Source organism: Psychroflexus sp. MES1-P1E, assembly GCF_002836055.1.
In the GTDB taxonomy this organism is placed as follows: domain Bacteria; phylum Bacteroidota; class Bacteroidia; order Flavobacteriales; family Flavobacteriaceae; genus Psychroflexus.
Genome location: NZ_PJBS01000311.1, coordinates 1 through 26,373 on the forward strand (window position 1 = coordinate 1; position 26,373 = coordinate 26,373).

A 26,373-nucleotide genomic window follows, 5' to 3' on the forward strand; every position below is an offset into this window, starting at 1 on the left:
GTATTGATCTCTCCTAGAAAGCCAATAATGCTCTTAATGATGACATTTATTGTATTTGATACCCAATTTTACATTTCTGATTTAAAATGGACCTTAGACTATTGGATTCCTTGCATAACATCTAAATAATTAGATGTTATGCAAGGAATCCAATAGTCATTTAATTTAAGTAATAAAGACATGCAACTTGAATAGGCTCTTAATACCACAATTAATCCTGTATAATTTTAGGATTTATAAAGTTTGGATTTAATTGATTAAAAATTTAATCTTTTGCTCAGACAGTTCATCAATCAATTCATTACAGATTTTTACTTTTTGTGTCTTGCTCGGCATGTGAATTTTAATCTTGCCTTTCATTTCATACACCACAAAGTTTAGCAAGTGATCTCCCGAGTAAGTTTTAAACAAATCCCCTAAGGCTTTTATTTGAGACTCGTTAAGGTCATCCACATTCATTTGGATCGTCAATTTTTTGGCATTTTCCTTTAGGACATCTTGAAGTTGTTTAAAAGATACAAAACCAATACGCGTTCGCCCAGGTTCTCCAGTATCTCTATTTGTAAATTGGGTTGCCCTCAATTTCAGATGAACGAAATTATCCTGAATTAAAAAGTGCCTAAATTTCAAGTACTCTTCCCCAAAAATCCAAAATTCATGACTTTCGTTATAATCTTCCAACACAAAAGTCGCAAAGCCTTTACCGATTTTACTTACCCTGTGATTTACATCTGTCACCACGCCTGCAAGGGATAACTCTTTATTGAGGTGTTTTTCAATTTCTGCAACTTCCTTTAGGTTTGACCTGCAAAAGGAGTTGATTTCCAGTTTAAAATCATCCAATGGGTGACCCGATAAAAACAGACCTACCACTTCCTTTTCTGCTTTTAAGGTTCGCATGGAATGCCAAGGCTCGCAAGGCGGTACTTCTGGCTCAGGAATTTGGACTTCACTCGACTCACCAAACAAACTCACTTGGGATGAATTTTTATTCTCTTGGTACCTTGCCGCATATTTAATCACCTTTTCCAGAAAGGTTAAATCTCCGTCGGTAGCTTGAAAATATTGAGCTCTATGCACTTCTCCCAAACTGTCGAAAGCTCCTGCATAAGCCAAACTTTCAAAAGCTTTCTTATTAGCAGCTCGAAGATCGATGCGTTTGGACAAATCAAAAATAGAGAGGTAGTGACCTTTCTTCCGGTGTTCTACGATGGTATTCACCGCTCCTCCTCCAACGCCTTTAATAGCGCCCATACCAAACCTAACAGCATCGTCTTTGTTCACTGAAAATTTATAATAAGATTCATTCACGTCTGGTCCCAAAACTGGTAAACGCATTCGCTTGCATTCCTCCATAAAAAAGGTAACTTTCTTGATGTCACTCATATTATTAGAAAGGACAGCTGCCATATATTCTGCTGGATAATGGGCTTTTAAGTATGCCGTTTGGTAAGCAACAAAGGCATAACAAGTCGAGTGGGATTTGTTGAAAGCATAACTGGCAAAAGCTTCCCAGTCTTTCCAGATTTTCTCCAGCTTTTCTTCATTGTGCCCATTGTCTTTTGCTTGATTAATAAACTTTGGTTTCAGTTTAACTAAGACATCTTTCAACTTTTTACCCATGGCTTTCCTCAAGACATCAGCTTCACCTTTCGTAAAGCTGGCCAATTTTTGCGAGAGCAGCATCACTTGCTCTTGGTAAACGGTAATCCCATAAGTTTCCTCAAGATATTCTTGCATTTCAGGCAAATCGTAAGAGATGTCCTCCTCCCCATGTTTCCTTTTAATAAAACTCGGGATATACTCCATTGGCCCAGGTCTATACAAAGCATTCATCGCGATAAGATCTCCAAACACCGTTGGCTTTAGATCTTTCATATGTTTTTGCATTCCTAGAGATTCATATTGAAAAATCCCAACGGTTTCTCCACGTTGAAAGAGCTCATAGGTCTTTTCATCATCTAGCGGGAAAGCTTCAGGATCTAGATCGACGTCGTGGCGTGCTTTTACAATTTCAACGGTATCTTTAATTAGAGTTAAGGTCTTTAACCCCAAAAAGTCCATTTTCAAAAGGCCTGCATCTTCCACCACCGAGTTATCGAATTGAGTAACATAGAGGTTGGAATCTTTCGCGACAGAGACGGGAACAAACTTGGTAATATCATCTGGGGTGATAATCACTCCACAGGCATGAATGCCTGTATTTCTCACAGAACCTTCCAAAATCCTAGCTTGGTTTACCGTTTCAGCTTCTGGAGAATCTTGTTCTGAAATAGCAACAAGTTCTAAGACTTTATCCACTTCTTCGGATCTAAAATTCTTACGAATTTCCTTTTCGTCCATGCTAAAGATTTTCCCTAGCTTGGACATATCCGGAATTAATTTGGCAATGCGATCGGCTTCGTACAAGGGCAAATCCAAAACTCTTGCAGTATCTCTTATAGCAGATTTAGCTGCCATTGTTCCGTAAGTGATAATTTGTGCAACTTGATTTTGGCCGTACTTCTCAATCACATAATCCATTACTTTACTTCGTCCTTCGTCATCAAAATCGATATCAATATCGGGCATACTCACTCGCTCTGGATTTAAAAACCGCTCGAAAAGTAAGTCGTATTTTATAGGATCTATATTGGTAATCTTCAAGCAATAGGCTACTGCACTACCCGCAGCAGAACCACGTCCTGGACCTACCGAAACTCCCATTTTTCTCGCTTCGCGAATAAAATCTTCCACGATTAAGAAATAGCCCGGATAACCTGTATTGGCAATGACCGAAAGTTCAAAATCCAATCGGTCCTTGATCTCCTCACTTAATTCTCCGTAACGCCTTTTAGCCCCCTCAAATGTGAGGTGCTTTAAGTATGCATTTTCTCCACGCTTACCAGCATCTGTTTTATCCGCCTCTTCCAAAAATTGTTCTGGGATTATAAAAGCTGGCAATAATACCTCTCTAGCCAGTTCAAAGGCTTCAACCTTATTGGCGATAGCCTCTGTATTGGAAATGGCTTGAGGCAAGTCTTTAAAAAGAGATTTCATCTCCTCAGCAGACTTGAAGTAGTACTGGTCATTCGGAAGTCCGTAACGGTAGCCACGGCCGCGACCTATAGGTGTAGCTTGCTTCTCCCCCTCTTTAACACACAATAAAATATCATGTGCATTGGCATCTTTTTGATCAGCGTAATAAGTATTATTAGTCGCTACTAAATTGATATCGTGCTTATTGGCAAGTCGAATTAAAGCTTCATTGGCGCGCTCTTCATCTTCTTGCTGGTGACGCATAATTTCTACATAAAAATCATCGCCAAAAGTCTCCTTCCACCAGACCAAGGAGTCTTCTGCTTGGTTTTCTCCAAGATTTAAAAGTTTACTAGCAATTTCACCATAGAGACTTCCCGATAAAACTATGAGGTCATCTTTATAAGTTTCAATAAGCTTTTTATCAATTCTAGGGATGTAGTAAAAGCCTTTGGTAAAGCCCATAGAAGACATTTTTGCTAAATTGTGATAGCCCTTTTTATTCTTGGCTAGAATCACCATTTGGTAGCCATTGTCTTTATGAGTTCTATCGGTATGGTCTTCGCACACAAAAAATTCACAACCAATAATCGGTTTTATAGGTTGTGAAGTGTTTTCAGAATCATTGGCAATGGCAGAATTGTGTTTTTTAACAGCATTCACAAAGTGAAATGCCCCCATCATATTAGCATGGTCTGTTATTGCTACCGCTGGCATATTGTGCTTTGCTGCTGCCGCTACCAGATCTGGGACAGCCATCGTAGATTGCAAGACGGAGAATTGGGTATGGTTATGAAGATGAACAAAACTAGACTCCTGCAGTTGTTCTAAATTCTCATCAAGCTCTGCTTTAGAAGGACCGCTTTCTTCTGATTTTGCTTCTTGTTTTGCTTTTAATTGAGCAGACGCTTTTTTAAGGTTAATATGATTAAGACCAACCTTACTTAGAGGCCCCGTATGCCTAGACTTAAATTCTTGAAGATAACTACGCTCTGCCTGTAGTTCATTTTCTGTGTAATTTCCCGTGCGGATCAACTCCAGAAAACAACGTGTCGTCGCTTCCACATCCGCAGTCGCATTGTGAGCCTCATTAAAAGGCTGTCCAAAAAGATATTGGTGTAATTCAGTTAATGTAGGGAGTTTGAATTTCCCTCCACGCCCCCCTAGAATTTGACAAAGCTTAGCTGTTTTTTCTGTGCAAGTATCCAATACAGGCATAGAGGCCATCAAAGACTCTAGTTGAGCTCTATGGAATTCGGCTCCCATCACGTTTACATCGAAACCAACATTCTGCCCAACCACAAACTTAGATTCTGATAAGGCTTCATTGAACTCTGCTAATACCATGTCCAAAGACTCCCCTTTTTGTAGGGCCAAGGCAGTAGAAATGCCATGAATACGCTCGGCATCGTAAGGGATGTCAAACCCCTCGGGACGAATCAAGTAATCTTTTGCCTCTACAAGATTTCCCCATTCATCATGAACTTGCCAAGCGATTTGTATAGCTCTAGGCCAGTTGTCGGTATCTGTGATTGGCGCGTTCCAACGCTTGGGTAATCCTGTGGTTTCGGTATCGAAAATGATGTACATGAAGCAGAGTTTTGAAGTATAAAATTAGCGAAAAACAGAGTTTTAAATAGCATTATTTTGAATTTATCTCTGCTTAATTGTGAGATTTTGAACGTTGACTTAAAAGTCCCATCAGTCACAAAATTGCATGGCTAACATCCTAATACCAAATTAAACCTATAATGTCGCAATAAATCGTTTCTTTTTCGCCTGCTTTTTATCAAAAATAATTACCGTAACTAAGGCTATGCTAATTATTTTCAACTTCAATCAATCAAAAAATAATTCAATTTATTTATACGACATTATAAATTTAATTTGGTGTAAGTTATTAAGATTACAGGCCTAGCACCTCTTTTCCTTAAGGTGCAAGGCCTGTAATCTTAAACTAAAAGTGATATTTTGGTATAAATTCAATTTTACTCCTTAAACATAAAAGATTATCATTAAACATATCTTTTAAAGAAGAAGCAAAATTTAAAATATTTCATTTTCTTTTAGTATCGATCTTCAACACTATTCACTTATAATTTTATGCTGGTGACCGATGGATTCCTCATGAATGGCCTTTAAAAATTTGGTTATAAATTCTTTGCTTAAATTGTTTTCAGCTCCAGCAGCAATCATTGTATCCAGAATAGAATTCCAACGTTTGGTCTGAAGAATTGCTACGTTGTTTTTCTTCTTAAGGTCACCTATCTCGTCTGCTATTTTCATTCGCTTTCCCAAGAGGTCTATCAACTGATGATCAACTACATCTATTTTGGTCCTTAGGGTTTGAAGTTTATTTTGGAAAGCTGTAGCTTCTGTAAACTCCTTTCTCATTCTCAAGTCTACCGTCATTTGATCGAGCGCTTTAGGAGTAATTTGTTGCTTAGCGTCACTCCAAGCATTATCTGGATCAAAATGAGTTTCCACCATAATTCCATCGAAATTAAGATCAAGTCCCGTCTGACAAATGTCAAAAATAATATCTCGTCGCCCTGCAATATGGGAAGGATCCAGAATGATAGGTAAGTCTGGGTATTCCGACTGTAAATCGATAGCAATTTGCCATTCGGGATTATTTCTATATTTTGTTTTCTCGTAAGTCGAGAAGCCTCTGTGAATAACTCCCAAGTTTTTAATGCCCGCATCATAAAGACGCTCTACGGCCCCCAACCACAAAGCTAAATCTGGATTGACAGGGTTTTTGACTAAAACTATTTTATCAGTCCCTTTCAGGGCATCTGCGATCTCTTGAACAATAAAAGGACTTACTGTGCTTCGAGCTCCAATCCACAGGACATCGATATCAGCTTTAAGCGCCATTTCTACATGAGTTTTATTGGCTACCTCAGTCGCCAATTTAAGACCGGTTTCCGCCTTAGCGGTTTTCAGCCAATCTAAACCAATAGCTCCAACACCTTCAAAATTCCCTGGGCGAGTTCTAGGCTTCCAAATTCCCGCTCGCATGATGCTGGTGTCAGTGTCTTTTAATTGCTGAGCTATTTTGACCACTTGCTCTTCTGTTTCTGCACTACAAGGTCCAGCAATAACTAGAGGATGATCTAAATTAAAATCAGTTAACCATTGTCTTTGTGTTGTGTTAATTTCCATTCTCTTCTTTTTTTATGATTCCGTTTAAAATGGGTTTCAAGTCATTGACCTCTGCCAATTGTTGATGTATACCCTTATAATTTTGAGTTTCTAGTTGCTTCTGAAAAGCTTTTAAATTCTGTATATATTCTTCCAAGGCGTATTGGACTTCTTCTTGATTTTCTTTAAAAATAGCCGTCCAGGTTACAGGGTTGGATTTGGCTAGTCTAACCGTAGAGGCAAAACCACTCCCTGCCAAATCGAATATATCTCGATCATTTTTTTCAATGTCCAATACTGTTTTACCAAGCATAAAGGAGCTGATGTGTGACAAATGAGAGACGTAGGCTAAATGCTTGTCATGGGCTTTGGCCCCCATATATTTTAACGTCATGTGTAGAGGGGCAATTAAGCTTTTAGCGATCTCTAAGAGACTAGCCTCTGTGTGTTCGGCCTCACATAAAATCATAGTTTTGTGATCAAATAAAGAATCAAAAGCAGCTTCAGGTCCAGAAAATTCTGTCCCTGCAATAGGGTGAGCAGCCAAAAACTGATGCCGCTTCGGGTTTTTGGCGACCGCTTCACATAACTGACCTTTTGTAGACCCCATATCCATCACCAAAGCTTGGGGATGAATTTTATCTAAAATTTCTTGTAATACTACAGAGGAATGGTCCACCGGGATACTGAGGATGACGACATCCATTTCAGACCATGCTGACTCTTCCAAAACTTGGTCGATAATATTCAAGGTTAAGGCCTTTTGTAAATGCTCAAAATTTTTATCCATACCAAAAACTTGAACCTCTGAAAAATTTCTCTTCATGGATAAGGCAAAAGATCCTCCTATTAAACCTAAACCTATACATCCTATTTTCATACAGCTTCAAATTTTGAGATTCGCTCTTTACAAATGCTAAGTTCCTCCTCAGAAACACATAATGAAAAGCGGAGATAATTAGACCCATTAGATCCAAATACATCACCGGGGGTTACAAATACATTTCTTTTGTATAAGAGCTCATCTGCCAGTTCTTTTGCAGATTGAGAGGAATTCACTTTGCCCCACACAAAAAGTCCAACTGCAGATTTATCAAAACTCAGGTTTAACGTTTCACACATCTCCCAAAGGATAGCCCTGCGTTTTTTGTAAACAGTATTCTGAGCGTCAAACCAGTCGTTTTTTAGCTCCAAAGCTTTGGTCGCTGCCTTTTGGATAGGAAAAAACATCCCACTATCCATATTGCTCTTTACCTTTAATACGGCTGAAATAAATTCAGAATGACCCACTAAAAACCCAACTCTGAATCCTGCTAAGTTGTAAGACTTACTCAGCGAGTTTAACTCCAAACAGACCTCTTTGGCTCCTTCCAGTTGAAAAATAGAAAATTTATCATCGGTGAGAACCATGCTGTAGGGATTGTCATTAATCAACAAGATATCATTAGCCTTGGCAAAGCGGATCAGCTGTTGTAGTTTTATTCTATCTGCTGCTTGACCTGTGGGCATATTTGGATAGTTGATCCACATCAACTTCACCTTAGCTAGGTCTAATTTTTGAAGCGCTTCAAAATCGGGATGCCACGCATTTCCCTCCGTCAAATCATACGAGATAAGTTCAGCATTCAAAAGCTTAGTCGCCGCTTGATAAGTGGGATATCCTGGATTAGGAACTAAAACTTGATCGCCTTCGTTTAAAAAAGCCATTGAAATTAAAGAAACTCCTTCTTTAGACCCCATCAGCGGAAGCACCTCATTTTCTTTATCAATTTGGACCGCATAATGATTTTCATAAAAACCACACATCGCTTGTCTCAATTCATCTAAACCCTTATAGGCTTGATATTGATAGGCCCCGTGTTGAGTTGTCGCCTTCACCAATTCGTCAACGACCTCTTCAGGTGGCGCTAAATCTGGACTTCCAATTCCTAAATTGATGATCGGTTTTCCTTCTTTTTTAAGTTGAGCAACTTCTCTCAGCTTTTTGCTGAAATAGTACTCTTCTGTCTTTTGGAGTCGGTTGGATAATGAAATCATGACTTTCCACTTTTATATTGACCTACACAGGTCGGATTGATACTAAGGTTTGATACGGCTTTAAAAGCGCTTTGAAAATGGTATAGACTTGTAAATGCAACGTCGACAATAAAGGCATACTTCCATACTTCCTCAGGAATGGGGATACTTTGAATCTTCGTTAAGTTTAATCCATGATCTGCCATGACATTAAGGACGTTTGCTAAGCTTCCCGATTCATGGGCTATTTCAAATTTTAGAGTGGCTTTGTTCACTTCTTTAATTGAGTTCCCTATTTTTTCGATAACGACAAAACGGGTTTCGTTAGCACTATAGTTTTGGACATCTTTCGCAATCACTTTTAAATTAAAAAGTTCTGCAGTCCCTTTTGGCACTAAGGCTCCGACACCAAACAGGCGTTGTTCTGTAAGCTGCTGAGCGGGGAGGGCTGTGTCCACATCTTCAATAAGATGAATATGGCTATGGTTTCCAAAAAAATGACTACACTGGTGCAATGCCATTTGGTGGGACCTCACTTCTTTTAGATCTTCTAATGTCTGTCCTGGCAGAGCCACTAAATTGTGACTTATGTTTAGATAATGCTCTGCGGTCACTTGAAGACGATAGTCCAAAATAAGGCGATAATTAGGAAGGATACTTCCTGCTATAGAATTCTCAATAGCCATCACTCCTTTTTCACATTCATCATTTATTATAGCCTGAACGAGTTTTTGGAATGTCATACATTCTAAAGCCTCGACATCGGTTTCCCCAAAAAGCTCTGTAAGGGCTTTATAGTGATTAGATCCTTTTATTCCTTGTATTGCTATTTTCAATTTTATAAATTAAAAAAGCCTCGTAAAAAACGAGGCTTTGTATATTTGATAATGAATTTATTTCATATCAACCCCGTTTCGCTAGACTAGCAAAATAAAAGTTGAAATAAATATAAAAACGAATTGTCATTTGTATTATAATATGAGACTAAATTAAAATTTATTTTGAATAAAATCCTATTAACCTAAATAAAATTCAAAATATTAGTTTTTTAGATACGTCTTTTGTCTAGGAATGGTTAAAAATTCTTTTTGTCTCCCATTCAGATAAATGACTTCTTGCCCATTAAAATGAGCGCCTTCTTCCAACATCACCCGAAAAGGCTTTTCCCATTCGTCTAAGTAAACTTCTGCGTTGAGCTCTATCGCATACACCGTATTTGGGTGGAGTTGGTAATCACCAGAACCCAGTACATTACCTTGATTGTCCCACATCCCGATAGTAGGCCCTGCTGCATGTCCATGATATCCCATGGGATGAGTATAAATAGTGCCGTTTATACCTTCAGAACTCATGGTAGATCTCGCTGCTTTTAGGATTTCATTACCCGTTCTGCCAATTTTAAAATTGGACGTTAGTATATCTTGCAACCGATTTCCAACCGCAAGAGCCTCTTTAAGGTATTGGGGAACTTCCTTTTCATCTGGCTTTAAAACGTATGCAAGTTCTTGCGTATCTGTGTTCAATCTTAAATAGGTGATGCCAAAATCCATATGTAAAATATCACCAGGCCTTATAATCTCTGGGTCTGGATTCGTATCAAACGTTCTCAAATGTTCCTTGCTTTCGTTACCGCTTCTTTGAATATCTACTGTAGGATGAAACCAAGTTTCTAGACCAAGCTCTTTAATTTTATCTCTGTACCACCAGACTACGTCTGAAGTACTGGTTACCCCTGGAGTAATCACCTGCTCCGATAAACCCTCTTGGATAATATGATGAGCTATGGTTTGGATGTGTTTATACGTTGCCATTTCTGAAGGTGTTCTTGTTTCCAACCAACCTACGGCAAGGGCTTCTGCAGAAGTTACCCTCTGTTGGTAGGATTTGGGTAAATATTCCATCAGCATTTTGTATTCGGTATGGTTTAAGCCATCAGCATGTCCAAAATCTTCAGAAGTATTAATACCGATTTGCTTTGGATCGCGTTCTTTAATAAGCTCTATCAATCGCTTCCATTGGTTTGGTTCGACCTCAGGATCCCATGCTTTTTTAAAATATGAGCCCACATTATACCTAGCTACTGCCAAAGTTTCCACCTCATCTTCTCCTTTAGGCTTATACATCACTAGTATAGTCCTCCTTCGAGCCGCCAACCATGTGCTTGGCAGAAAAGTTTTAATAACTGGGTCTTCATTGTATTCTCTAGAAATCACCAACCACATGTCTATCCCAGAACGGTCCATTAGTTTTGGCAAGATTGTTTCTATACGTTCTCCGAGCCATTGATCGACAACTTTAGATTGTTCCTTTTGAGATAATACAGCTATGCCTTGAGCATAGGTGGTACAGCAAATGCATGCTATAAAAAATAGGCTGAAAACTAATTTCATATGTCTGTTTTTTTAATTCAAAATTAAAAATAGACATAAATTCAATAAAAAGACCTCATCAATTAAATTTGATGAGGTCTGTAACTATTTCTTATAAAAGTTAGGTGAGATTAACTCACTGCTTTCAGCTTTCTCAAACTAGTTCTTTCAAGAGATTTTTCAGCATAGGACTTTGTTACCTTAAATTCAGTTTCATCACTTTCTGGCAGATAGAACATCGCATCGGTAAGGATAGCTTCACAAAGTGAACGTAAACCTCTTGCTCCAAGCTTGTATTCTAGTGCCTTTTGAACGATAAAATCTAAAGCCCCGTCGGTAATTTGAAAATCAATATTATCCATTTCAAACAACTTTTGGTATTGTTTTATAATGGCATTTTTAGGTTCTGTCAAAATACGTCTTAGCGTCTCCTTATCTAAAGGATCCATATAGGTAAGGACAGGAAGACGACCAATAATCTCTGGGATGAGACCATAATCTTTCAAATCTTTAGGGATAATATATTGAAGAATATTTTCTTTATCTACACTTTCACCTAATTTTGAAGCTCCATAGCCAACGGCTTGCATGTTTAAACGCTTTGAGATATTTTTCTCAATACCATCAAACGCACCTCCAGCAATAAACAATATGTTTTCTGTGTTGACTTCTATAAATTTTTGATCTGGATGCTTACGGCCTCCCTTTGGTGGTACGTTAACGGTAGTGCCTTCTAAAAGTTTTAGCAAAGCTTGTTGAACACCTTCACCACTTACATCTCTTGTAATGGAAGGATTATCACTTTTACGTGCGATTTTATCAATTTCATCAATAAACACAATCCCATGCTCAGCTTTTTCAGTATTGTAATCTGCTGCTGCAAGAAGCTTAGTTAAGATGGTTTCCACATCTTCACCAACATATCCAGCTTCGGTTAATACAGTAGCATCTACAATAGCTAGAGGAACATTAAGCATTTTAGCTATGGTTTTGGCAACAAGTGTTTTACCTGTCCCCGTTTGCCCTGCCATAATGATATTACTCTTTTGGATTTCAATGTCATCCTTAGATTTTGGCTGTAGTAATCTTTTGTAGTGATTATAAACGGCCACAGACATCACTTTTTTAGTTTGGTCTTGACCAATGACATATTGATCTAAGAAATCTTTGATAGCCTTTGGCTTTCTTAACTTCAATTCTGAAGAAAGCTCTTCTGTACTATCCTGTTTGGATTCCTCAATAACGATTCCGTGAGCTTGCTCGATACATCGGTCACAAATATGGGCGTCCAATCCTGCAATAAGTAGGTTGGTTTCAACTTTTTTGCGTCCACAAAATGAACATTCTAACTCTTCTTTAGCCATAACTTAGTCTCTAGTCAATATTTCATCAATCATTCCATACTCTTTCGCAGCATCTGATTTCATCCAGAAATCTCTATCTCCATCTTGGTAGACCTCATCGTAAGATTTTCCAGAATGTTTTGAAATGATCGTATATAATTCTTCTTTCAGCATTATGATTTGATTCGCTGTGATTTCAATATCATCTGCTTGTCCTTGTGCTCCACCCATAGGCTGATGGATCATCACTCTTGAATGAGGAAGACCACTTCGTTTTCCAGCAGTTCCTGCACAAAGCAGAACGGCTCCCATAGAAGCTGCTATTCCTGTATTAATAGTAGCCACATCTGGCTTTATGAACTGCATAGTATCATAAATTCCCAAACCAGCATAAACACTACCTCCGGGAGAGTTTATGTAAATCTGAATATCTTTTGAAGAATCTGTGCTTTCTAAAAACAAAAGTTGGGCTTGAATAATATTAGCAACTTGATCGTTGATAGGTAATCCTAGAAAAATAATTCTGTCCATCATCAATCTAGAAAAAACGTCCATAGCTACAGCATTCATCTGGCGCTCCTCAATAATATTGGGAGTCATCGCAGAAGGAGTCATGCTTGTAATAATTTTATCGTAATAATTGGCATTGACACCATGATCTTTGGTGGCAAATTTTTTGAATTCTTTATCCATTTTCATAGTATCCTCTGTATTTTAAAAACAAATATAGCTCGAAGCTAAGATCTTGTGTGCTTCTTTTACTAAATGTTAACTTCGAACTATATCCTTTTGTAAGTATAAAATTGATTTATTTATAAATCGTATCTACAAATTCTTTGTATGTAAGGTCCTTTTCTTCAATCTTCATTTTCTGCTTGTAAAGTCCAAGTAATTTTTGAACCATTACTTCCTCTGAAAACTGTTTTACCTGCTCTTGGTTCGACATCAAATTTTGAATGATTCCGTCCATTTGATCTTCTGGAAAGTCCATTTGACCAAATTGCATCATCTGCATTTTAATCTTTTCTTTGGCGACTTTCTTAACGTCCTCCATCTCGACTCTGACATCGTTGTCTTTCGCTATTTTGGCTTCGATAAGCTGGTACTTAATACCCTTCTCACTCTTTTCGTATTCATCTTTAGCCTCTTCAACTGTCAATTTCTTTTCACCTTGTGTTTGCATCCACTTTTGAAGAAACTCTGAAGGTAAACTCATATTTGACTTTTCAATCAGGTGCTCTGTGACATCATTAAAAAATTGCTGATCGCCTTGTTGTTGAAAAGTTTGCTTGGATTGTTCTGCTATTTTTTCTTTAGCTTCCTTTTCTGAGGAGACTTCTCCTTCACCAAAAGCTTTATCAAACAAGTCTTGATTAAGTTCTGCTAGAATTTGTTCATTAATTTCTTTGATCGTGAACGTCAAATCAACTTTTAGACCCTCAGCTTTATCTTTTTCAATACCAAGTTGAGTCGCTAAAGTATCCTCATCTTTAAAAAGTTTGCTAGATTTTAAAACGACTTGATCTCCGGTCTTTGCTCCTAAAAGTACTTTTTGGTTGATCTCTCCATCGAGATCTTCAACGTTGAAGGTGGCCTCATTTTCGATACCTTCTTCTTCATTGTGAAACGTTCCAACCACTATAAATTTTTCCTTCACTTCGTTCTGGGGCTCGAGTTTCCCGTATTGACGCTGAATGGTTTTGAGTTGATTATCAATCATCTCCTCATCTGCAGAAATGTTGTAATACTTAACTGGACCTTCATCTTCCAAAGTGATATCAAATTTTGGGGCTAATCCTAGTTCAAATTCAAAGTTATAATCGTCGGACTCCCAGTTTAGTTCATCTTGTGGTTTAGGAAGTGGATTTCCCAAAATTTCGAGCTTCTCTTTTGTGATATATGAGTTTAATGATTCTTGTAACAATTTATTGACTTCATCTACTAAAACAGATTTTCCATACTGTTTTTTTATCATACCCGTTGGGACCATTCCTTTTCTGAAACCAGGAATACTTGCTGTCTTACGATGGTCTTTAAGTACTTTTTCTACCTTTGGACTGTAATCGTTTTTTTCAATAATGATTTTGATGACAGAATTTAGTTGGTCTTTATCTTCTCTTGTTATCTTCATTTTAAAGAATTTTTTTGGAAGTGCAAAATTACAATTTATTTCACTGCTTACCAAGTTTTTATGCTGAAGGCTAGAGTGTAAGGGTTTTATACCGAATTAAATTTATAATGCCGTATAAATAAATTGAATTATAAGACGACGTGGCTCAGCACAGGTTTTTTGATTGATTGAAGTTGAAAATAATTAGCATAGCCTTAGTTGCGGTAATTATTTTTGATAAAAAATAGACGAAAAAAAAACGATTCATTATGACATTGCAGGTTTGATTTGGTATTACACCAAGCCTTAAATCTTATTCAATTTCAGAAGACATCGATCTCGCTTCTTTTCTGAGTTTAATAAACATGATGACATCAAAAATAAAATGCGCAGCCATTGCCGAGAAAATATCAAAGTAACGTGTGAGATAGCCAAAGCCAGCAGAAATTAAAATCAGAAATACTCCATAGATAGATTTTTTCCAATCCTTTGTAGATATATAGCCATGTAAAACAACAAAAAGTATAGCAGCCCACCATAAACCCATTAGAGGCTGAAGCGCTCCGCGAAATAGAATTTCTTCTCCTATACCTGCACATAGAGAATAGAATACTATATCAATCCACTGCAGGTCTAAGCCTTTAAAAAGCCTAGCATAAAAAGTACTTGTTTCTTTTAACACCGGAAGTTTTAAAAGCAAAGCTCCTATAAGGGCTGCCAATGCTCCAAAGCCAAGACCAATTGGAATAGAGGTGACGAGATGATCATAGTTGAACATCTCAAAATAATTAACTTTATCTGAAAATGATAAAATAAAATAAGCTATTCCGCTGAAGCCAAAAAGAGTAAATATGGACATGATAAGCATGGCCTTTTTGGTTACTACCATTTATTGAAATTTAAATTATCTTTTACGCTGTGCAAGGGCGAACACTATAGATTGTAAGAAAGAGAGCAAAATACTAAATAACACTGCCCACCAAAATCCATCAACACGGAAGGCCTCTATAAGCCAGTCTGCCATGAGAATGATAAATGCATTAATTGCCAGCAAGAACAAACCAAAGGTGACGACGGTGACTGGAAGGGTCAGAATCAATAAAATTGGCTTTATAAAGATGTTAAGTAGGGCAAGAATTGCAGCAACAACAATAGCCGTAAAAAAGTCGGCGACATACACCCCACCCAGAATATTGGATAGTATAAGGACAATAAGTCCTGTGAGAACAATTTGAAGTAAGGTTTTCATAGGTCTGTTTTAAATTTTGAAATCTAATATAAAAAAAACTGCCTCAACAATTAAGTTGAAGCAGTTATAATTATAATTTAGAAACAGTTAATTCACATTGTCACTCAAAGATATTGTTCCAAACTCTCCAACATTTACTTCTGGTAAGTTAGACCCATACGTTTGATTAATAGCTTCTAGAGTTTCATTAGCTATAAGAGCATAACCCCGGGGAGTTAAATGCACACCATCCAAAGAAAATCCACCACCAGTGACAAAGTCTGAAGTGATAACTCCACCAGGAAAGCTTATGCCTTGTCCTACTCTATTTAATAAAGCGTCAGCGTCTACAAAAGCCAATCCATTAGCTTCTGCTAAAGACTGTATTGTAGAATTGTAAGAAAGTCTAGCATTTGAGATATCAGAAAGTTCACTAGAGTCTAGAGCATCTTTATCGTCAATACCATTCACCGCCCCCAAAACCAATTGCGCCTGTTCTTGAGTAGGCGTACCTCCTTGTTGAAGGATTCCTAAAACTTGCAAAACTGCTGGTGAAAGAGCTACAGAACCATAACCTTGTGCCAAAGCACCTCGATCGATGGTTAAAAGTAAAAGTTCACCCTCTTGCATTTGTCTAAATCCTAATGGATTAGTTTGAGTTGCAGGAACATCAATTACAAAACGATTTGGGCCTTCATTAAATGCAATAGCATATTGAGCCGCTAGAGCTTGTGCTTGTGCTGGCGGTACTCCTTCCTGAATCAAGCCTTGAGTAAAAATTCCAGCAACTGCTTGGAAAAAGCCAGTCAAACTACCCGCTGAAGCTGCATCCAAAACCAAAGCGTTGTTTGGAACCGTTGTGAAAAACGGGATGTCGGTAACATTTGGAATATTATAAACCACTCCTCCAGACGCATTTGCACTTAAGGCATCGACAAGATTTGAATAAATTTGAGCAAATACGTTAGGGTCTGTAATATCTGTACTTCCATAAGTTGAAGGGTCTAAATTTCCAGCTTGGTCTTCACCTGTACCTCCACTTGTAGCATAGCTTAGAATATCATTATTTCCAATCCAAAGCGAAAAGAAACTAGGGTTTTGAGCTACAGCATCTGCAAGAATCGTCGTAGTTTCTGATGTAGAAAATCTTACAAAATAAGGATTGGCTTGTCCTAATTCTACACCTGCGACATTACCATAACCTGGCGCCGCTAGATGAAAACTTTTTGCACCAGGGACTCCCATATTATTAAAGGGCCCCGATAATTTGTTGGTGATTTCAGTTTGAGGAGCTCCAGCAATTGTTGCTGGTGCTGGACTACCTGAAGCAGTAGATAATACCAATCGATTATTAGTAATTTGCATTCCATTCAAAAGTAAGCCTCCTAAATTATCCTCCATTAAAGGCTGTATAAACTCACCTCCACCTACGAGCTTAAATTGGCTAGCAAGGATATTCGGGTAGGAGTTTTGTTGTCCCTGTATGTAAAGTGCATTGTCTGCAAATCCTGCAGTTAACGAATTCCCTAGAGAAACATAGTTGGAGAAATCAGCTTCACCAGCGGTGTAGACTTCGTTTTCTTCGATGGCGTCGTCAAATTCTGGCTCACAAGACAGAAATCCTATGGCAAGAAAAGGTAAATATTTTATATAGTTTTTCATAGTTTTTAGTTATAATTTATAAGTCACTCCCAATCCTGGTAAGAATGCGTTTGATTTGTATGATCCACTAAAAGGAGCACTTTGCCCATTTTCAAGGTATGAGTCATAAGAGGCCTCTACTTCTTGGAATCTTAAGTACAGAAAAGAAGCATCTATAGCAAGCTTTTCAGAGACTTGAAAAGACAAACCTGCTGTATAACCACTTCCATCATTTCTTGGAGTTTCTGGCGCAAAAAATCCAGCTTGTACTGGAGATTCATCAAAATAATAACCCGCTCTCAAGGTCACATTTTCTGTTGCTTTATATTGAGCACCAAATCTATAGATAGATGCATTTTTGTAGTTCCTTGGGTTAACAGACGTTGGAACATTTGGATTTCCAAATTCAATGTCTAGAGAATTATAAACATCCCAGAATGCTCTCTGATAATCAAAGGCAAATAACCATTTTTCATTAGGCTCGTAAGCAAAGCCAATGGTTAACTCGGCTGGAAGTGGCAGAGTGGCATTAAAGGTGGTTGTACCGTTTTGAGGAGTTAATGCCGAGTTTGGGAAATCACTAAAAACTGCCTCGCCTCCCTCAGCATTCAGAAGTATTTCAGATCTATAATTAAATCCTATTCTCAATTCTTTAACAGGAGTAAACATAAAACTTCCACTCCATCCTGTATTATTTACCCCAGTGTCATCTACGGTAATATTAGATCTATTTCCTTGTTCGTCGGTAAGGGTACGGCTAGCATTTCTATTAAAATTGACATTACCTGTCACAAAAATAGGTCCACCACCAATACTAAAATGTTCTGATAGCTTTATTGAAACTAAGGGCTGTATAAAGATAGCTGCTAAATTAATATCATTGACCAAGTGAGAACCTGCCCAATCCGGCTCCCACTCTACAGAGCTTCCATAAGGAGTCGTCACCGATAAACCTAAACTTATCCATTCATTGACTTTATAAGCCGCATGAAGATAAAACGGCGTTCCTGCACCCTGCTGGGTTTCTGCAAATTGCCCAGTAGACGTATTTTGCCATTTCACATTAGAGAAAACACCTGTTACCCCGGCAGAAACTGTGAATTTATCTTCCAAATAGACCATTCCTGAGGGGTTGAAAAATGCAATTTCTGCACTATTCACGACACCTACTCCAGCATGACCCATTGCTAAGGCGCGCTGCCCTTGGGCTGCTACTCGATAACCTCCTGCATAAACTGAAGCTGATGCAAAAATTATAAGCATTCCTGAAATTAAAAAGTTCTTCATATCGATTTTGTTTAATTATGATATTCTAAAATTGCTTATCAAATTTATCAATTATTAATAGTTTCACACCATAAATTTAAAATATTATGCACGCATTATAAATTAATTTGTTTTTAAGAAGTCTAAACTGACTTGAAGGAAGTCCTCTCTTTTTTCTGCATGTACCCAATGACCTGAATTTTTGATGACTTTCATCTCAAAATTTTCAAAATGAGAAGCCATATCTTTTTTATCTTCTTCTTGGATATAGTCTGAATTACCTCCTTTTAAAAACAAGGTCTCTCCTGCATATTTTGAATTTTGCGGCAAACCTTTTCCCACTTCTTCTATATTCTCTTTTAAAGCTTGCAAATTTAGTCTAAGGTTGATTTCGTCTTGCGTCTTCCAATACAGATTTTTTAAAAGAAATTGTCTTACTGCTTTTAAAGAAATATACTTAGCCAAAAGCTCGTCCGCATCACTTCTAGACGTTAGTTTAGCTTTAGAAACCTGAGTTAAACCCTCCAAAATTTGCTGGTGATGTTGTGGATAATATTTTGGGGCAATATCTACAATGATCAGTTTATTAAGGCGCTCTGGATGTAAGGTTGCAAAGCGCATAGCGACTTTTCCCCCCATAGAATGACCAATGATAGAGACCTTTTCTAAATATTTATCCTCGAGATAATCCTTAAGGTCTTCGGCCATGAGTTCATAACTAAAAGCTATGTCATGAGGACTTCTTCCATGATTTCTTTGATCGACAAGATGCACCTCAAAGCCTTCTTTAGCGTAGGCATTAGCTAATGTTTTCCAATTATCGCCCATCCCCAAAAACCCATGTAAAATAATAAGAGGCTTACCCTTTCCTTTTATTTTTGAATGTAACTTCATTTAGCTTAGTTTTTTTAGATAAGATTTAACCACAACTTCCAATCCATCATATATAGCTTCTGAAATTAAAGCATGACCGATAGAAACTTCGTCTAGAAAAGGAATCGTCTGAGCAAAGTATTCAATATTCTCAAGTGAAAGATCGTGCCCAGCATTGATCCCTAAGCCAAGACTTTTGGCTTCTTCAGCACATTTTAAATAAGGTGCAATCGCTTTTTCCTTATCTTTAATGTACCCTTGGGCGTAAGCCTCGGTGAAAAGTTCTACTCTATCGGCCCCTACTTCGGCGGCCCCTTGAATCATTTGCACAGAGGGATCCACGAAAACTGAAGTTCTTATACCATGAGCTTTAAATTCTGAAATTACCTCCTTCAAAAAATCCTTGTGCTTTAAGGTGTCCCATCCAGCATTGGAAGTTAGGACATCCTCCCCATCTGGGACCAAAGTCACCTGAGCTGGTTTAGCGTCTAGAACTAGAGCTATAAACTTTTGATTAGGATTCCCTTCAATATTGAATTCGGTTTTAATCACTTTGGTTAGTTCATTGACATCGGCGTATCGTATGTGGCGCTCATCTGGCCTAGGGTGAACCGTAATCCCTTGAGCTCCAAAAGACTCTAAATTTTTTGCAGATTCAACCACATTAGGGGTATCTCCTCCTCTAGCATTTCTAAGAGTCGCAATTTTATTGATATTAACACTTAATCGTATCATTGTTAGTTTTTAAACAAAAATACAATCAAATACGAGACTTTGCTTTGATTTTACGTATTTTGCATGAAAAGATCATCTTATGATTTGGCAAAATTTAATTAACAAAACCCTACAGCCTCTTGATATATCGAATTCAATTTCAGAAGTGAAGTCGGTTTTCAAGACCTCAACATTCAATCATCTTCCCGTTTTTAAAAAAGGCGTTTTTAAAGGAAGTATTAATGTAGCTGACTTGATTAATTTAGATAAAGACGCACCACTTTCGGAATTTAAATACCTGATAGAAGTTTTTTATGCAGAAGCACATAAAACCAACTTAGACCTTATCCATGAGTTTGCTAATCATCAGACCAACTTGTTGCCCATTCTAGACCAAGACAAAAACTACATTGGCATAATGAAGCTTGAGGATGTTTTGGATTTATTTGGGGAAAGTCCTTTTGTAGCTAACGAGGGGGAGGTAATGATCTTAAGGAAAGAGAGAACCAAATTCTCTTTTAGTGAAGTCGCTCAACTTATTGAAACTCTTAATGCGAAGTTATCTGGCATGTATGTGAGTTATCTCTCCAAAGATGTCGTTGAAATTACTGTAAAAGTAGAACACCAGAGTATCAATGAAATCCTACAAACCTTTAGACGTTACGATTATCAAATTGCTAGCGAACATCCCGAAGACCTCTTTACGGAGGACCTTAAAGAACATTCAGACTATCTCAACAAATATTTAGACATATAGCTTAAATAAATCATGGTGAAACACGTCGCTATTTTTGGCCAATCTTTTAATCCGGAAACTGAAAAGTATCTCCTTCAACTACTTGATGTCCTCAATGAACATCATATAAGTGTGGTCATCGAAGAAGACTACTTTAGACTACTGAAGAAAGAGAAACCTATCCCCGAAATCAATAGCTTAAAAACATTTGCATCTCTTGATAAAACCATAGATTTATTTTTTACCATAGGTGGAGATGGTACTATTCTGTCGGCGGTAAAGTTTGTAAAAGATCTCAAAATTCCTATTATAGGTATCAACACTGGCAGGCTAGGATTTTTGGCTACTGTTCATAAAAACGAAATTAAAAAAAGCATAGAGGAAATTCTAGACGAAAAATACACAGTTTCCGAGCGGTCTGTCCTGGAGGTCTCCTGCGAATCTCAAGAAGGCGCTCTGCATTCTTTCCCTTTTGCCCTTAACGATATTGCCGTAAGCCGAAAGGAAACAACTTCTATGATCACCATTGAAACTTGGTTGAATGATGAATTCCTCAATGCATACTGGTCTGATGGTATTATTATTTCAACGCCAACAGGCTCCACAGGATACTCTTTAAGTTGTGGAGGGCCTATTATCACACCTCAAACCAAAAGTTTCGTCATCACTCCCATCGCACCACATAATTTAAATGCCAGACCTCTAGTTATCCCCGATGATTTAGAAATAAAGTTGAAAATTTCAGGCAGAGAAGATCAATATCTGATTTCGTTGGACTCTAGGTTAGCCAGTTTGGACAAAGACACCATTGTGCGCATCAAAAAAGCTGACTTCAAGATTAAACTTGTTTGGCTATTTAGCGATAGCTTTATTACAACCCTCAGAAAAAAACTACTTTGGGGACAAGATAAACGCAACTAAAACAATAAATCGAGCCAAATTGTGTTTTTAAATCAGAAATGATTTAAAATAAAAACCAGTGATATCGATATTTATATATTTGCAAACTTTTGAAACTCTATGAGATATATTCTTATTGGCCTCTCCATTTGTCTTGGAATTCAGTTCGCATCGGCTCAGACTTATGAAGCAGGTCTTATGTTGGGTGGAGTGAATTTTGTTGGTGATGTTGGCTCTTCTTCCTTTATGAAAACAGAAGATTATCTGAGTCAGGATAAAGTTTCTTATGGTATCCTCTTAAAATGGAACAGAAGTCCTAGACACGCTTTCAGGTTTTCTGTATTAAGGGCAAACACCTTTGGAAACGATTTAAGGTCTGATGAACCCAGAAGATTTAATCGAGGATATTCTTTTGAGAGCAGCATTACGGAACTGTCGGTTGGTTTAGAATTAAACTTTTTTGAATGGGATCTTCATGCGCTTAAAAGACCTCTTATCACCCCCTATCTTTATACTGGTCCAACTTATTTTTTTACTGATGATTTTTTTGTAGAAGATGGTGAACTTGTCGAGGGAAACTCTATCTCAAATTTCGCCATTCCCCTAGTTATAGGAATAAAGGGGGCCTTGAGCAAGCATTGGATAGTAGCTGTAGAATTTGGTGCCAGATATACTTTTACAGATAATTTGGACGGAAGTGTTCAAGATGAAATAAACAGTCAAACAATTTATCCTACCTTTGGAAATTCAAATATGAATGATTGGTACATGTTTTCGGGACTTACACTCACTTACACATTTGGGCGTAAACCTTGTTATTGCAATTTTTAGTGAATGGATTTCAGATCAAACATAAACATAGAAAAGCTTCCTAAGCACGTTGCCATCATCATGGATGGAAATGGGCGCTGGGCCAAGAAACAGGGATTAATGCGGGTAAGAGGCCATGAAAAAGGAACTAAAGCCGTTAGAGAAACTGTAGAAAGCAGTGCTGAATTAGGCATTGAAAATCTTACGCTTTACGCTTTTTCGACTGAAAATTGGAATAGACCTAAACTAGAGATTCAAACTCTTATGAGGCTCTTGGTGTCTTCTTTAAAAGATGAGATTAAGACATTACAAGACAATAAAATTAGGCTTCAGGCGATTGGTTGTATAGAAAATTTACCCGCCAAGGCCAAAAAAGAACTTAAAGAAGTTATCGAGAAGACAGCAAATAATTCTCGCATGACCTTAACCCTAGCTCTGAGTTATGGGGCGAGAGAAGAAATGATTCAAGCTGTCAAACAAATCAGCCAAAAGGTGAAAAATAATATAATAGATTCTGAAACTATTGATGAGTCTACAATAAATAATCATCTTTACACTCGAAATTTACCTGATGTAGATATGATGATTCGCACAAGCGGCGAACAGCGAATCAGTAATTTTTTACTCTGGCAGATGGCATATGCGGAATTGTATTTTACAGAAACCCTCTGGCCAGATTTTAGAAAAGAAAACCTTTTTGAAGCAATTTACGAATATCAAAAAAGAGAAAGAAGATTTGGAAAAACAAGTGAACAACTCTAAGTGCACTACACTATTTTCTAGAGTTAACCTATATGTTACAGCTCTAACACTAATGTTATTTTTCGCCTTTGCGAATGCTCAGCAAAACCCTCAGCAAGCCGCCGGTAAAAAGTACACTTTAGGAAAGATAGAAGTTATTGGTTCCTCAAGCTATAACGAACAAACCGTGATTGCCTTCACTGGCCTTAAGGAAGGAGAAGAACTCTACATTCCTGGTGACAGAATAAGTAAGGTTCTAAAAAAACTTTGGAATCTTGGTCTTTTTAGTGATATAAATTTTTACTTAAAAAATGTAGACGGAGATATCGCAGATTTGCAGCTTGAAATCGTTGAAGTACCCAAACTTAACGAGATAAAAGTAAGAGGAATTAAGAAACGTAAGCGCTCCGAAATTATAAAAGACAACTCCATTCAAAAGAATACAAAAATCACTGAAAATTATGTGATAAATCTTCGTAATAATATAGAAGAGAAGTATAAAGAGAAAGGTTTTTTGAATGCAAAAGCGAACATCATTACCAGTGAAGTTATAGACACTTCAAGTACGGATAACCTTGTTAATGTGACAGTTGACATTGAAACTGGCGATAAAGTAAAAATAAGCGAAATCAATATTAAAGGGAATGAACAGTTTTCCGACTGGACTATAAAACGGATGATGAAGAAAACCAAAGAGAAATTCTTCTTAAGGGTATGGAAACGTTCGAAGTTCATTGAAGAAGAATATGAAACAGATAAAGATAAAATCGTAAAGAAGTTTAAGGAAAAAGGATATCGAGATGCTAGAATAGTAAGCGATTCTGTTATTGTAAATTCAGATACTGATATTACTATTAACATAGAGGTGAAGGAAGGGAACCGCTACTATTTTGGAGAAATTGACTTTTTAGGAAATTCCGCTTATACAAACGCTCAGTTAAGCCAACTCATGGGGATAAGAAAAGGAGATCCTTACAACGGAACTGTTTTACAGAATAAAATCGCCAATAATGAAAAACCAGATGCCAATGATATTACCAATTTATATCAAAACAATGGTTACCTGTTTTCGAATATCACTCCTGTAGAAACCCGAATTTATAACGATACTATTGACTTCGAAATACGAATCAACGAGGGAAAAATTGCCTACTTCAACGAAATTTTAATCTCTGGTAATGACAAGACAAATGACAATGTCATTTTTAGAAATTTAAGGACACGACCAGGACAACAATACAGCAAACAAGATGTCATGAATACGATTCGTGAACTTGGGCAGCTTGGATTTTTTAATGCTGAAAATCTTGAACCAGAATTTAAAAATGTAGATCCACAATCAGGTACTCTAGACCTTCAATACGTAGTAGAAGAACAAGGTAGCAGTCAAATTGAGTTGCAAGGTGGTTATGGTGGAGGAGGTTTTATTGGAACTTTAGGTTTGAGATTCAACAACTTCTCCCTTAAAAATATTTTCAATAAAGAAGCCTATAAGCCTGTACCTATGGGGGATGGTCAATCTTTATCTCTAAGAGCACAAGCCAGTTTAGCCTTTCAAAATTATAGTTTATCATTTGTAGAACCCTGGTTGGGCGGTAAAAAGCCGGTGCAGCTCTCTGTATCATTATCTCAAACTATACAATTTTTGTTCAACCCATTAACACGAAGAGCTGATAATGACAGAAGTTTTACCATTACTGGTATAAACGTTGGTTTTGCTAAACGACTACGAGAACCCGATCAAAACTTTACTTTATCCACCTCTATTGGGTACCAGAATTTTCAATTAAATAATTATAATATCGGATTATTTAGATTCCCTAATGGAACATCAAATAACCTATCATTCACCGTCGGATTAAACAGAAATAATACGTTCACCAATCCCATTTTTCCAACAGGAGGATCAGAATTCGATTTCTCTGTGAAATTTACTCTTCCCTACTCGGCTTTTAACGATGTTGATTACGCGGGGCTTCGAGAACAAAGAATAGAGGCTTTGGCCAGTAATGATGGAGAAGCTTTAGCGGTCATCGATCAGCAACGTTTCAACTGGTTGGAATTTTATAAGGTTAAATTTAGTGGTGATTGGTATAATAATTTGTTTGATAAACTAGTTTTAAGAACACGTTTTGAATATGGGTTCTTAGGGGCTTATAATAATGACAGAGGTATTCCTCCATTTGAACGTTTTTTCTTAGGAGGAGATGGCTTAGCTGGGTTTGCTTTGGATGGTCGTGAAATTATTGCTCTAAGAGGTTATCCTAACCAATCCATATTACCCAGGACACGAACAGTTGGTGGAGAAGAAAGCTTTAATGATGGAGCTTCCATCTATAACAAATACACGATGGAATTGAGGTATCCTATTACATTAAAACCTTCAGCTTCAATCTATGCCCTTGCCTTCATGGAAGGTGGTGCTACTTTTGATCAGTTTAAAGACTTTACACCCTTTGAAATGAGCAGATCTGCAGGTGCTGGTTTACGTATCTTTATGCCTGCTTTTGGTCTATTGGGCATAGACTTTGGTTATGGATTTGACCCCATACCCGGCAGTAATACAGGTCCTAATGGGTGGGAAACCCACTTTATTATCGGTCAACAATTTTAAAACAACATGATTTTTAATACATTCCAATTATGAGATTTATTAATAGCGTTTTCTTTATTTGTTTTTGTGCTGTTACCTCTTTTGCACAGGGTGGTCTAAAGATAGCTTATGTGGATATGGATTATATCTTAGATAATGTTCCTGAATATAGACAAGCCTCTAGCCAATTGGACTCTAAAGCTCAACAATGGAGAACGGAGATAGAAAGCAAACAGAACGACATTGATAAGCTTAAGAATGAGTTAGAAAGTGAAAGACCTTTACTTACTACAGATTTAATTCAAGATCTGGATGATGAAATAGAATATCTTGAAAACCAACTTTTAGAGTATCGCAATAAACGTTTTGGTGTTTCTGGAGATTTTATTGTTCAAAAAAGGCAATTGATACAGCCGATACAAGATCAGGTCTTTAATGCCATACAAGAAATTGGGGACAATAGAGATTATGACTTTATTTTTGAAAACTCCGCAGATGCCTTACTTTTGTTTTCTGCAAAGCGACATGATTTAAGTGAAGTCATCTTAAAGCTTATCAATAGAAATTCTAGAGGAGCTGAAAAAGAATCTTCTGATGTTCTGGAAGAAATAGGAGATTATAAGTCTGTTGAAAAAGCAGAAGAGGAAGATGTCAAAAAGGAAGAAAAAGCTCAAGAAGAAGAAGCCAGAAAGAATGAACGAGAAGTTTTGATAGATGAACGCCAAAGAAAAAGAGATTCGTTAAGAGATGCAAGACAAATAGAATTTGAAGAACGGAGAGCAAGAATCTTAAAAGAAAGAGAAGAAAGAGAAAAAGAAAGAGACTCTATTAGAAAAGCAAGAGAGAATAATTAAATATAATCACTAAA

General features: G+C 37.3%; 21 protein-coding genes. 6 read left to right on the forward strand and 15 right to left on the reverse strand.

Annotated features, from left to right (window positions below):
• Positions 1 to 249 precede the first annotated feature (249 nt).
• From dnaE to CXF67_RS11815, 15 genes are all read right to left on the reverse strand, one after another.
• A complete protein-coding gene (dnaE, locus tag CXF67_RS11745; RefSeq protein WP_102088913.1) occupies positions 250 to 4,608 on the reverse strand; it encodes a DNA polymerase III subunit alpha in 4,359 nt (1,452 codons plus the stop codon).
• A gap of 495 nt (positions 4,609 to 5,103) precedes the next feature.
• Positions 5,104 to 6,186, reverse strand: coding sequence for a bifunctional 3-deoxy-7-phosphoheptulonate synthase/chorismate mutase type II (locus tag CXF67_RS11750; RefSeq protein WP_102088914.1), 1,083 nt, complete (start codon positions 6,184 to 6,186; stop codon positions 5,104 to 5,106).
• Positions 6,176 to 7,045, reverse strand: coding sequence for a prephenate dehydrogenase (locus CXF67_RS11755; protein WP_102088915.1), 870 nt, complete (start codon positions 7,043 to 7,045; stop codon positions 6,176 to 6,178). The genes CXF67_RS11750 and CXF67_RS11755 overlap by 11 nt, the downstream gene beginning before the upstream one ends.
• The gene (locus CXF67_RS11760; protein ID WP_102088916.1) at positions 7,042 to 8,202 is read right to left on the reverse strand and encodes a pyridoxal phosphate-dependent aminotransferase; all 1,161 of its coding nucleotides are present in this window, start codon (positions 8,200 to 8,202) and stop codon (positions 7,042 to 7,044) included. Before CXF67_RS11760 ends, CXF67_RS11755 begins: the two co-directional genes overlap by 4 nt.
• Positions 8,199 to 9,023, reverse strand: a complete 825-nt coding sequence (locus CXF67_RS11765; protein WP_102088917.1) for a prephenate dehydratase — start codon at positions 9,021 to 9,023, stop codon at positions 8,199 to 8,201. Before CXF67_RS11765 ends, CXF67_RS11760 begins: the two co-directional genes overlap by 4 nt.
• A gap of 198 nt (positions 9,024 to 9,221) precedes the next feature.
• Positions 9,222 to 10,571 carry a M24 family metallopeptidase gene (locus CXF67_RS11770; protein WP_102088918.1) on the reverse strand — a complete coding sequence of 450 codons (1,350 nt, stop codon included), beginning with the start codon at positions 10,569 to 10,571 and terminating at the stop codon, positions 9,222 to 9,224.
• 110 nt (positions 10,572 to 10,681) lie between these two features.
• On the reverse strand, positions 10,682 to 11,914 hold the full coding sequence (gene clpX, locus CXF67_RS11775) for an ATP-dependent Clp protease ATP-binding subunit ClpX (RefSeq protein WP_102088919.1): 1,233 nt from the start codon (positions 11,912 to 11,914) through the stop codon (positions 10,682 to 10,684).
• Positions 11,915 to 11,917: 3 nt separating this feature from the next.
• Positions 11,918 to 12,592, reverse strand: coding sequence for an ATP-dependent Clp protease proteolytic subunit (locus CXF67_RS11780; RefSeq protein ID WP_015024127.1), 675 nt, complete (start codon positions 12,590 to 12,592; stop codon positions 11,918 to 11,920).
• Positions 12,593 to 12,701: 109 nt separating this feature from the next.
• Positions 12,702 to 14,024 carry a trigger factor gene (gene tig / locus CXF67_RS11785; protein WP_102088920.1) on the reverse strand — a complete coding sequence of 441 codons (1,323 nt, stop codon included), beginning with the start codon at positions 14,022 to 14,024 and terminating at the stop codon, positions 12,702 to 12,704.
• 292 nt (positions 14,025 to 14,316) lie between these two features.
• The gene (locus CXF67_RS11790) at positions 14,317 to 14,892 is read right to left on the reverse strand and encodes a CPBP family intramembrane glutamic endopeptidase (RefSeq protein ID WP_102088921.1); all 576 of its coding nucleotides are present in this window, start codon (positions 14,890 to 14,892) and stop codon (positions 14,317 to 14,319) included.
• 15 nt (positions 14,893 to 14,907) lie between these two features.
• Entirely contained in the window at positions 14,908 to 15,252 is a 345-nt protein-coding gene (locus CXF67_RS11795) for a phage holin family protein (RefSeq protein ID WP_102088922.1), read from the reverse strand.
• Between the two features lie 87 nt (positions 15,253 to 15,339).
• Positions 15,340 to 16,893, reverse strand: coding sequence for an SGNH/GDSL hydrolase family protein (locus tag CXF67_RS11800; RefSeq protein ID WP_102088923.1), 1,554 nt, complete (start codon positions 16,891 to 16,893; stop codon positions 15,340 to 15,342).
• A 9-nt stretch (positions 16,894 to 16,902) separates the two neighbouring features.
• Positions 16,903 to 18,159 carry an OmpP1/FadL family transporter gene (locus CXF67_RS11805; protein WP_102088924.1) on the reverse strand — a complete coding sequence of 419 codons (1,257 nt, stop codon included), beginning with the start codon at positions 18,157 to 18,159 and terminating at the stop codon, positions 16,903 to 16,905.
• Between the two features lie 102 nt (positions 18,160 to 18,261).
• The gene (locus CXF67_RS11810; protein ID WP_102088925.1) at positions 18,262 to 19,032 is read right to left on the reverse strand and encodes an alpha/beta fold hydrolase; all 771 of its coding nucleotides are present in this window, start codon (positions 19,030 to 19,032) and stop codon (positions 18,262 to 18,264) included.
• Entirely contained in the window at positions 19,033 to 19,746 is a 714-nt protein-coding gene (locus tag CXF67_RS11815) for a pyridoxine 5'-phosphate synthase (RefSeq protein WP_102088926.1), read from the reverse strand.
• A 79-nt stretch (positions 19,747 to 19,825) separates the two neighbouring features.
• Here CXF67_RS11815 and CXF67_RS11820 point away from each other — a divergent pair, with 79 nt between their 5' ends.
• From CXF67_RS11820 to CXF67_RS11845, 6 genes are all read left to right on the forward strand, one after another.
• Positions 19,826 to 20,482 carry a CBS domain-containing protein gene (locus tag CXF67_RS11820; RefSeq protein WP_102088927.1) on the forward strand — a complete coding sequence of 219 codons (657 nt, stop codon included), beginning with the start codon at positions 19,826 to 19,828 and terminating at the stop codon, positions 20,480 to 20,482.
• Between the two features lie 12 nt (positions 20,483 to 20,494).
• Positions 20,495 to 21,382, forward strand: a complete 888-nt coding sequence (locus tag CXF67_RS11825; protein WP_102088928.1) for an NAD kinase — start codon at positions 20,495 to 20,497, stop codon at positions 21,380 to 21,382.
• Positions 21,383 to 21,481: 99 nt separating this feature from the next.
• Positions 21,482 to 22,192, forward strand: a complete 711-nt coding sequence (locus CXF67_RS11830) for a type IX secretion system protein PorG (protein ID WP_102088929.1) — start codon at positions 21,482 to 21,484, stop codon at positions 22,190 to 22,192.
• Between the two features lie 3 nt (positions 22,193 to 22,195).
• The gene (locus CXF67_RS11835) at positions 22,196 to 22,933 is read left to right on the forward strand and encodes an isoprenyl transferase (protein WP_102088930.1); all 738 of its coding nucleotides are present in this window, start codon (positions 22,196 to 22,198) and stop codon (positions 22,931 to 22,933) included.
• Positions 22,869 to 25,526 (forward strand): BamA/OMP85 family outer membrane protein, encoded by a 2,658-nt coding sequence (locus CXF67_RS11840; protein ID WP_102088931.1) that lies wholly within the window; start codon positions 22,869 to 22,871, stop codon positions 25,524 to 25,526. Before CXF67_RS11835 ends, CXF67_RS11840 begins: the two co-directional genes overlap by 65 nt.
• Before the next feature lie 29 nt (positions 25,527 to 25,555).
• Entirely contained in the window at positions 25,556 to 26,359 is an 804-nt protein-coding gene (locus CXF67_RS11845) for an OmpH/Skp family outer membrane protein (RefSeq protein WP_102088932.1), read from the forward strand.
• Positions 26,360 to 26,373: the final 14 nt, after the last annotated feature.

Excerpts from the sequence above, each read along its gene's own strand:
- dnaE (WP_102088913.1), bottom strand. The coding sequence starts at position 4,608 with ATGTACATCATTTTCGATACCGAAACCACAGGATTACCCAAGCGTTGG.
- CXF67_RS11750 (WP_102088914.1), bottom strand. The coding sequence starts at position 6,186 with ATGGAAATTAACACAACACAAAGACAATGGTTAACTGATTTTAATTTA.
- CXF67_RS11755 (WP_102088915.1), bottom strand. The coding sequence starts at position 7,045 with ATGAAAATAGGATGTATAGGTTTAGGTTTAATAGGAGGATCTTTTGCC.
- CXF67_RS11760 (WP_102088916.1), bottom strand. The coding sequence starts at position 8,202 with ATGATTTCATTATCCAACCGACTCCAAAAGACAGAAGAGTACTATTTC.
- CXF67_RS11770 (WP_102088918.1), bottom strand. The coding sequence starts at position 10,571 with ATGAAATTAGTTTTCAGCCTATTTTTTATAGCATGCATTTGCTGTACC.
- clpX (WP_102088919.1), bottom strand. The coding sequence starts at position 11,914 with ATGGCTAAAGAAGAGTTAGAATGTTCATTTTGTGGACGCAAAAAAGTT.
- CXF67_RS11780 (WP_015024127.1), bottom strand. The coding sequence starts at position 12,592 with ATGAAAATGGATAAAGAATTCAAAAAATTTGCCACCAAAGATCATGGT.
- tig (WP_102088920.1), bottom strand. The coding sequence starts at position 14,024 with ATGAAGATAACAAGAGAAGATAAAGACCAACTAAATTCTGTCATCAAA.
- CXF67_RS11790 (WP_102088921.1), bottom strand. The coding sequence starts at position 14,892 with ATGGTAGTAACCAAAAAGGCCATGCTTATCATGTCCATATTTACTCTT.
- CXF67_RS11795 (WP_102088922.1), bottom strand. The coding sequence starts at position 15,252 with ATGAAAACCTTACTTCAAATTGTTCTCACAGGACTTATTGTCCTTATA.
- CXF67_RS11800 (WP_102088923.1), bottom strand. The coding sequence starts at position 16,893 with ATGAAAAACTATATAAAATATTTACCTTTTCTTGCCATAGGATTTCTG.
- CXF67_RS11805 (WP_102088924.1), bottom strand. The coding sequence starts at position 18,159 with ATGAAGAACTTTTTAATTTCAGGAATGCTTATAATTTTTGCATCAGCT.
- CXF67_RS11810 (WP_102088925.1), bottom strand. The coding sequence starts at position 19,032 with ATGAAGTTACATTCAAAAATAAAAGGAAAGGGTAAGCCTCTTATTATT.
- CXF67_RS11815 (WP_102088926.1), bottom strand. The coding sequence starts at position 19,746 with ATGATACGATTAAGTGTTAATATCAATAAAATTGCGACTCTTAGAAAT.
- CXF67_RS11820 (WP_102088927.1), top strand. The coding sequence starts at position 19,826 with ATGATTTGGCAAAATTTAATTAACAAAACCCTACAGCCTCTTGATATA.
- CXF67_RS11825 (WP_102088928.1), top strand. The coding sequence starts at position 20,495 with ATGGTGAAACACGTCGCTATTTTTGGCCAATCTTTTAATCCGGAAACT.
- CXF67_RS11830 (WP_102088929.1), top strand. The coding sequence starts at position 21,482 with ATGAGATATATTCTTATTGGCCTCTCCATTTGTCTTGGAATTCAGTTC.
- CXF67_RS11835 (WP_102088930.1), top strand. The coding sequence starts at position 22,196 with ATGGATTTCAGATCAAACATAAACATAGAAAAGCTTCCTAAGCACGTT.
- CXF67_RS11845 (WP_102088932.1), top strand. The coding sequence starts at position 25,556 with ATGAGATTTATTAATAGCGTTTTCTTTATTTGTTTTTGTGCTGTTACC.